Consider the following 7,190-nt stretch of genomic DNA (forward strand, 5'->3'; position numbering starts at 1 on the left):
GCACCCTGGTGCTGGATGAAGGCGCGGTATCGGCGCTGTCCCAGGGCAACAAAAGCTTGCTGCCGGTGGGCGTCAAACGGGTGCAAGGCAGCTTCCGCCGAGGCGAGATGGTGGTGTGCGTGGCGCCGGATGGTCGTGAGATCGCCCGCGGCCTGGCGAACTACAGTGCCCTGGAAGCGCAGAAGATTATTGGACAATCGTCCGACGCGATTGTCGGACTCTTGGGTTACATGGCTGAGCCGGAACTGGTTCACCGCGACAACCTGATCCTGGTTTAACCAAAGGAATACACGATGCGTTTAGTGACAGGACTGCTCGGCCTGCTGTTGGCCATGCCACTGTTGGCCTCGGCCGAAGAAGTCGGCCAAGTGTCGACGGTGTTCAAGATTGTCGGTCCCAATGACCGGATCGTCGTCGAAGCGTTCGATGACCCCAAGGTCGACGGCGTGACGTGTTACCTGTCGCGCGCCAAGACCGGCGGCGTGAAAGGTGGCCTGGGCCTGGCCGAAGACCGCGCCGAAGCCTCGATTGCCTGCCGCCAGGTCGGCCCGATCCACTTCAAGGGCGAGCTCAAGGACGGCGACGAAGTGTTCAAGGAGCGCACCTCGCTGGTGTTCAAGACCATGCAGGTGGTGCGTTTCCTCGACAAGAAGCGCAATACGCTGGTGTATCTGGTCTACAGCGACCGCCTGATCGAAGGCAGCCCGCAGAACGCAGTGACCGCGATTCCGATCTTGCCGTGGCCAACCGCGCAGTAACCGGCGGGCGAGTTTTTCAATCGGCATCTATGATTGCAGGCTTGTGGTCTGTAATCTCGAAGGGCTGCAATGCGAAGAACATGGGATATCTGGAGTTCGTCATGAGTGCTTTCCACGACCTGAAACTCAAAGCGTTGGACGGACAAGAGCTGCCGCTGGCGCCCTTCAAGGGCCAAGTCGTGCTGGTGGTCAACGTCGCCTCCAAATGCGGTCTGACCCCGCAGTATGCGGCCCTGGAAAACCTCTACCAGCAATACAAGGACCAGGGTTTCACCGTGCTGGGCCTTCCGTGCAATCAGTTTGCAGGTCAGGAGCCGGGCACCGAGCAGGAGATCCAGACATTCTGCAGCCTCAATTACGGGGTGACGTTCCCCCTGGGCAGCAAGCTTGAGGTGAACGGCCCTGATCGTCACCAGCTGTACCGCCTGCTGGCGGGCGAGGGCGCTGAGTTTCCAGGCGATATCACCTGGAATTTCGAAAAATTCCTGCTCGGCAAGGATGGCCGTGTACTGGCGCGTTTCTCGCCGCGTACGCCGCCGGATGATCCAACGGTCGTCCAGGCCATCGAAAAAGCCCTGGCCTGAATCCCCTCTCTGTAGGAGCGAGCTTGCTCGCGAAAATCGCCAACCATGACGCGTGCACGCTGGATACACGCGGTGTGCTCCGGCTCTTCGCGAGCAAGCTCGCTCCTACAGGTATTCGGTTGTTTTTATCGCCTTAATCACTCAGATCAATAGTGTTACCCAGCAAGCTTTGGCGTGCATATTATCCACATCATAAATTCGCCTCATGTGGAGTGCTCCATGCCCGTCCAAGCCTTGTTCAAACCTTTCCAGCTCGGTGCACTGCAACTGTCGACCCGCGTGGTCATGGCGCCGATGACGCGTTCGTTTTCACCCGGCGGAGTACCCAATTCCAAAGTGATCGAGTACTACCGCCGTCGCGCCGCCGCCGGTGTGGGCCTGATCATCACCGAAGGCACCGTGGTCGGCCATCAAGCCTCCAACGGCTACCCCAATGTGCCGCACTTCTACGGCGAAGCGGCGTTGGCCGGCTGGAAGAAAGTGGTGGATGCGGTCCACGCCGAAGGCGGCAAGATTGTGCCGCAGTTGTGGCATGTGGGCAGTGTGCGCCGTATCGGTACCGAACCTGATGCCAGCGTGCCGGCCTATGGCCCGATGGAGAAACTCAAGGATGGCAACGTGGTCGTCCACGGCATGACCACCCAGGACATCAAGGACGTGATCAATGCCTTCGCCCAGGCGGCCAAAGATGCCCAGGGCATCGGCATGGACGGTGTGGAAATCCACGGCGCCCACGGCTACCTGGTCGACCAGTTCTTCTGGGAAGGCAGCAACCAGCGCACCGACGAATACGGTGGCAGCCTGGCCAACCGCTCACGTTTCGCCATCGAACTGATCCAGGCTACCCGTGCGGCGGTCGGCCCGGATTTTCCGATCATCTTGCGTTTTTCCCAGTGGAAGCAGCAGGACTACACGGCGCGCCTGGTGCAAACCCCCGAGGCGTTGGGCGAATTCCTCAAGCCGTTGTCCGACGCCGGCGTGGATATTTTCCACTGCTCAACGCGCCGGTTCTGGGAACCGGAGTTCGAAGGTTCCGACCTCAACCTGGCCGGCTGGACCCGCCAGTTGACGGGCAAGCCGACGATTACCGTGGGCAGTGTCGGCCTGGATGACGAATTCCTGCAGTTCATGGTCAACACCGATAAAGTCGCGCAGCCGGCCAGCCTTGAGAAACTGCTGGAGCGCTTGAATAACGACGAGTTCGATTTGGTCGCCGTGGGTCGTGCGCTGCTGGTGGACCCGGATTGGGCAGTGAAAGTGCGCGAGGGGCGTGAGGCGGACATTCTGCCCTTCAGTCGTGAGGCGTTGACGACCCTGGTGTAAGCGGCGACAAGATGGGCGCCGGTTGCCCGTCATTGCACGCACCGCGTAACTGGCGTTCGAACTGCTCGACGATTGCCGGCCAGCCCTGGCGGCTGGCATGTTGTCGGGCATTCAAGCGCGCTCGGCGCAAGGTCTCGCGCTCCTCCAGCAGCCAGACGGCTGCGTCGCAAAATGCGTTTTCATCCCCCGGCATCGCCAGCGCACCGTTGTAGCCATGGCGAATATGCTGGGTGGCGGCCGCCTGGTCGTACGCCACCACGCCCAGCCCGGACGCCATGGCTTCCAGCACCACATTGCCGAACGTTTCGGTGAGGCTCGGAAACAGGAACAGATCGCCCGAGGCGTAATGCCGTGCCAGCTCTTCGCCGCGCCGGGCGCCGCAGAACACCGCTTCGGGCAAGTCGCGCTGCAACAGGCCGCGCTGCGGGCCATCGCCGACAATGACCAACTTGAACCGTCGCGAGGGGTAAGTGCTCTGCAGCGCATCGAAACAGCGTTTGAGCAGCCCCAGATTTTTCTCTTGGGCGAGGCGTCCTACGTGCAGCACCACGATATCGTCGCTCTCCACACCCCAGCTTTCGCGCAGGCTGTCGTCGCGTTTCGCCGGATGGAACAGTTGGCTATCGACTCCCCGGGACAGCATCCCGAGACGCTCGAAATGCCGGCGTTCCAACTCAAGGCGCTGACTCGCGCTGGGAACCAGCGTCAACGTCGACCGGTTATGAAACCAGCGCAGGTAATGGGTGACCAGGCGACTCAACAGACTCAAGCCGTACTGGTTCGAATACTGTTGAAAGTTGGTGTGGAAGCCGCTGACCACGCTGATTCCCAGGCGTCGCGCCGCGCGTAAGGCGGACAGGCCCAGCGGCCCCTCGGTTGCGATGTACAACACATCCGGGCGCTGACGTGTCCAGCGTCGCAGCAGCTTGTGCATCGACGATTGGCCCCATTGCAGCCCTGGATATCCCGGCAACGGCCAGCCACGGCACAGCAGCAACTCATCGTCACTCGGCCGGCTCTGGTCGACACCCTGGCGGGGGCGCACCAGTTCGATTTGATGGCCGCGCGCGCGCAAACCATCGCACAGGCGGCCAAGGGTGTTGGCCACCCCGTTGATTTCCGGCGGGAAGGTTTCGGTGATCAGGGTGATGTGAAGCGAGGCTGTCGTCATGACCCACAGTGTCGCTGCGGGCCATGTCGTCATTGTGTCACTGCGATGATGGATTTATGACCTGGCTACCTGCTGCCCCGCCATCGCTTCGGCACCTTGCTCGCGCACCCAGAACAGCGTGGCCCCGGCGACCGCCGCCGGCATCATCAGCAGGTTGACCACCGGCACCAGCAGCACCAGGTAGACGACTCCGCCAAAACTCATGCTCTGCCAGCGTTTCTGGCGTAGCCAGGCGAGCATTTCGTTCCAGCCCAGCTTGTGGTTGTCGGCCGGGTAGTCGATGTATTGGATCGCCATCATCCACACGCCGAACAGCAGCCACAACGGCGCGGCAATCAGGTTGACCACTGGAATGAACGACAGGATGAACAGGCCGATAGCCCGCGGCAGAAAGTAGCCCAGCTTGCGCATTTCCCGGGCCAGGGTGCGCGGGACCATGGCGATCAATTCGGCCCAGCTGAACGCGGGGAAGTCGTCGGTGCCACGCACCACCACCTCGACTTTCTCCGATAGAAAGCCATTGAACGGCGCCGCGATGATGTTGGCGAGCATGGTGAAGGTAAAGAACACCATCAGCACCACCAGCGCGACAAACAACGGCCATAACAGGTAATTGAGAAAGCTCAGCCAGCTCGGCAGGGTTGGCATCAGGTGGTCAACCCACAGGCTGAACTGGTGCCCGGCAAAATAGATCAATCCCACAAACAGCAGCAGGTTGATCGCCAGCGGCAGCAGCACAAACAGGCGCAGGCCGGGGCTCAGCACCAGTTTGAGGCCTTCGCGCAGGTATTGCGGGCCGGAAAGAGCGGGGGCGGGCATGGATAACTCCGAGCATAGTGACGAACGGGCCGACCTTACCGGCTTTATATTCCGGGCGAAAGCGGCGACATCAACGGTAACAAACGCCTCGATTGACCGAGCCGACTGCATAGAGACCACCTATGAGCTGGATTGTTATTCCGTATTTCCTTAATCTTGCCCCCCTCGATACGCTGCACCCATTATTTTCAGGGCCTGCGAGTTCAAGCACTTCCCCAAGTGCTTCGTGGTCCCTTTTTTATTCCAGCCGTCTTGTTGTGCGGACGGTCGATAGGAGTGAGTCATGTCTGATACCCGTCATTCGCGAGTGATTATTCTCGGTTCCGGCCCTGCCGGTTACAGCGCTGCCGTCTACGCTGCCCGGGCCAACCTCAAGCCGCTGCTGATCACCGGCATGCAGGCGGGCGGTCAGTTGACCACCACCACTGAAGTCGACAACTGGCCGGGCGATGTCCATGGCCTGACCGGCCCGGTGCTGATGGAGCGTATGAAAGAACACGCCGAGCGCTTTGAAACCGAGATCGTGTTCGACCACATCAACAAGGTCGACTTCTCCAAGAAGCCTTACAGCCTGACCGGCGACAGCGGCGTGTATACCTGTGACGCATTGATCATCGCCACCGGCGCCAGCGCCCGTTACCTCGGGCTGCCTTCGGAAGAGGCGTTCATGGGCAAGGGCGTTTCCGCCTGCGCGACGTGCGACGGTTTCTTCTATCGCAACAAGCCGGTGGCTGTGGTCGGTGGCGGCAACACCGCCGTGGAAGAGGCGCTGTACCTGGCCAACATCGCCAGCACCGTGACCCTGGTGCATCGCCGCGAAACCTTCCGCGCCGAGAAGATTCTGATCGACAAGCTGCACGCCCGCGTTGCTGAAGGCAAGATCATCCTCAAGCTCAACGCCACGCTGGACGAAGTCCTGGGTGACAATATGGGCGTGACCGGCGCCCGTCTGAAGAACAACGACGGCAGCTTCGACGAGTTGACAGTCGACGGCGTATTCATCGCCATCGGCCACACCCCGAACACCTCGTTGTTCGAAGGCGTGCTGGAAGCCAAAGACGGTTACCTGGTGGTGCAGGGCGGCCGTGAAGGCAACGCAACGGCCACCAACATCGAAGGCATCTTCGCTGCCGGTGACGTGGCGGACCACGTGTACCGCCAGGCCATCACCTCGGCCGGCGCCGGCTGCATGGCGGCCCTGGATGCCGAGCGTTACCTCGATGGTTTGAAAGACGCTTCGTTCTAAGCAGCACTGCAAAAAAAATGTGGGAGGGGGCTTGCCCCTGAGGTGGTCAACTTTTTCCGGACACCTCAATCGGTGTTTTCAGGCTGTTTGCCGCTCGTACTGATTGGGCGGCAAATAGTCTAACGATGAATGCATTCGTCGTTCATTGTAGAACCGCACAATGTAATCCGTGACGTCCCTGATTGCTTCATCATGATTGGCATAGTCCTTCCTCCAAACACGCTCCATCTTCAGGTTCAAGAAGAAACGTTCCATGACTGCGTTGTCCCAGCAGTTGCCCTTGCGGCTCATGCTGCAGCGCAAGCCATGTCGTGTCAGCATGGCTTGGTAAGTAGCGCCTGCATACTGGCTGCCCCGATCTGAGTGCGCGATCAGACCCGGTTTAGGCTGTCTCTGTGTGATGGCTAGTTGCATAGCACTGCACACCAACTCTGCGCGCATATGCGGAGCCATGGACCAGCCTACGATCTTGCGTGAATACAAATCCATGACAGCCGCCAAGTACAGCCAGCCGCTTCGAGTGCGAATATAAGTGATGTCAGCAACCCATGATTGGTTGATCTGCTCGGGGTTAAACTGGCGGTTGAGCAGGTTCTCAGCTACCGGGAAATTATGATTACTGTTGGTGGTATGAACGAACTTGCGCTTCCAGATCGGGCGTAAATCCTGTTGTTTCATCAGCCGACGGACCTTGTGCCGCCCAATGGATACGCCATCGCTACGCAGTGCTTTCATCACCCGACGACTGCCATAACAGTGCTCATTGGTCATGAACGTAGCTTTGACCTGAGCTGCAACCGGACAGACAGCTTTTGGCTTAAAAGACCGCTGACGAGCTTCATAGAACCCCGAACGGCTGATCCGCAAAACCCGGCAGATACGTATTACCGGGTAGGCCTTGCATTGCATTTGGTGAACCAATTGGTGGATCACTTCAATTCGCGGGCAAAGAAGGCCGTAGCTTTTTTTAATATATCGTTGTCAGTCTTCAGCTCGCGGATCTGCTGCTCAAGCTGACGAATACGCTGTTGCTCGCTGGTTAACGGTTTACCAATCCCTGTACCACCTAACTGCTCGGCTTGGTACTGCTGGACCCAGCGGCGCACGGCAGTATCACTCAAGTCTAAATCGGTACAAACGGAGTTCACGCTCAGGCCTTGGTCAACAATCATCTTGCAGACTCTTAGCTTGAAAGCGGCGTCGAATTTTCTGTACTTCTTGGTCATGGAATACTCCTCAATAGGTGTAGTTTCACCTATTGAGGTGTCCGGGACTATTAGACCAGCTCA

General features: G+C 59.2%; 8 protein-coding genes. 5 read left to right on the forward strand and 3 right to left on the reverse strand.

Annotation, left to right across the window (positions count from 1 at the left end; translation table 11 throughout):
• From BFP90_RS26865 to BFP90_RS26880, 4 genes are all read left to right on the forward strand, one after another.
• A partial coding sequence (locus BFP90_RS26865) for a PUA domain-containing protein (protein ID WP_370671710.1) occupies positions 1 to 278 on the forward strand: 278 nt, incomplete at its 5' end.
• A gap of 15 nt (positions 279 to 293) precedes the next feature.
• Positions 294 to 758 (forward strand): CreA family protein, encoded by a 465-nt coding sequence (locus BFP90_RS26870; RefSeq protein WP_065885053.1) that lies wholly within the window; start codon positions 294 to 296, stop codon positions 756 to 758.
• A 101-nt stretch (positions 759 to 859) separates the two neighbouring features.
• Positions 860 to 1,342 carry a glutathione peroxidase gene (locus tag BFP90_RS26875; protein WP_065898458.1) on the forward strand — a complete coding sequence of 161 codons (483 nt, stop codon included), beginning with the start codon at positions 860 to 862 and terminating at the stop codon, positions 1,340 to 1,342.
• A 219-nt stretch (positions 1,343 to 1,561) separates the two neighbouring features.
• Positions 1,562 to 2,665, forward strand: a complete 1,104-nt coding sequence (locus BFP90_RS26880; RefSeq protein WP_065898459.1) for an NADH:flavin oxidoreductase — start codon at positions 1,562 to 1,564, stop codon at positions 2,663 to 2,665.
• On the opposite strand, the gene BFP90_RS26885 is transcribed toward BFP90_RS26880, so the two are convergent.
• Together BFP90_RS26885 and cysZ are read right to left on the reverse strand one after the other, a co-directional pair.
• On the reverse strand, positions 2,634 to 3,836 hold the full coding sequence (locus BFP90_RS26885; protein ID WP_065898460.1) for a glycosyltransferase family 4 protein: 1,203 nt from the start codon (positions 3,834 to 3,836) through the stop codon (positions 2,634 to 2,636). The two genes, BFP90_RS26880 and BFP90_RS26885, sit on opposite strands and share 32 nt — an antisense overlap.
• A gap of 54 nt (positions 3,837 to 3,890) precedes the next feature.
• Complete coding sequence (cysZ, locus tag BFP90_RS26890; protein WP_065892859.1) at positions 3,891 to 4,655, reverse strand: sulfate transporter CysZ; 765 nt, start codon at positions 4,653 to 4,655, stop codon at positions 3,891 to 3,893.
• A gap of 283 nt (positions 4,656 to 4,938) precedes the next feature.
• Between cysZ and trxB the strand changes: the two genes are divergently transcribed.
• Positions 4,939 to 5,901, forward strand: coding sequence for a thioredoxin-disulfide reductase (trxB, locus tag BFP90_RS26895; RefSeq protein ID WP_065885058.1), 963 nt, complete (start codon positions 4,939 to 4,941; stop codon positions 5,899 to 5,901).
• Positions 5,902 to 5,979: 78 nt separating this feature from the next.
• Here trxB and BFP90_RS26900 read toward each other — a convergent pair.
• Positions 5,980 to 7,127 (reverse strand): IS3 family transposase gene (locus tag BFP90_RS26900; protein WP_122582746.1). Its coding sequence is split into 2 segments (ribosomal slippage): positions 5,980 to 6,872 and positions 6,872 to 7,127, totalling 1,149 coding nucleotides; the frame shifts between segments, so codons are not numbered across the junction.
• Positions 7,128 to 7,190 lie beyond the last annotated feature (63 nt).

It is taken from the genome of Pseudomonas sp. 24 E 13 (assembly GCF_900004715.1).
GTDB classification, from domain to species: Bacteria; Pseudomonadota; Gammaproteobacteria; order Pseudomonadales; family Pseudomonadaceae; genus Aquipseudomonas; species Aquipseudomonas orientalis_A.

Coding starts and splice junctions, on each gene's coding strand:
- BFP90_RS26870 (WP_065885053.1), top strand. CDS start 294: ATGCGTTTAGTGACAGGACTGCTCGGCCTGCTGTTGGCCATGCCACTG.
- BFP90_RS26875 (WP_065898458.1), top strand. CDS start 860: ATGAGTGCTTTCCACGACCTGAAACTCAAAGCGTTGGACGGACAAGAG.
- BFP90_RS26880 (WP_065898459.1), top strand. CDS start 1,562: ATGCCCGTCCAAGCCTTGTTCAAACCTTTCCAGCTCGGTGCACTGCAA.
- BFP90_RS26885 (WP_065898460.1), bottom strand. CDS start 3,836: ATGACGACAGCCTCGCTTCACATCACCCTGATCACCGAAACCTTCCCG.
- cysZ (WP_065892859.1), bottom strand. CDS start 4,655: ATGCCCGCCCCCGCTCTTTCCGGCCCGCAATACCTGCGCGAAGGCCTC.
- trxB (WP_065885058.1), top strand. CDS start 4,939: ATGTCTGATACCCGTCATTCGCGAGTGATTATTCTCGGTTCCGGCCCT.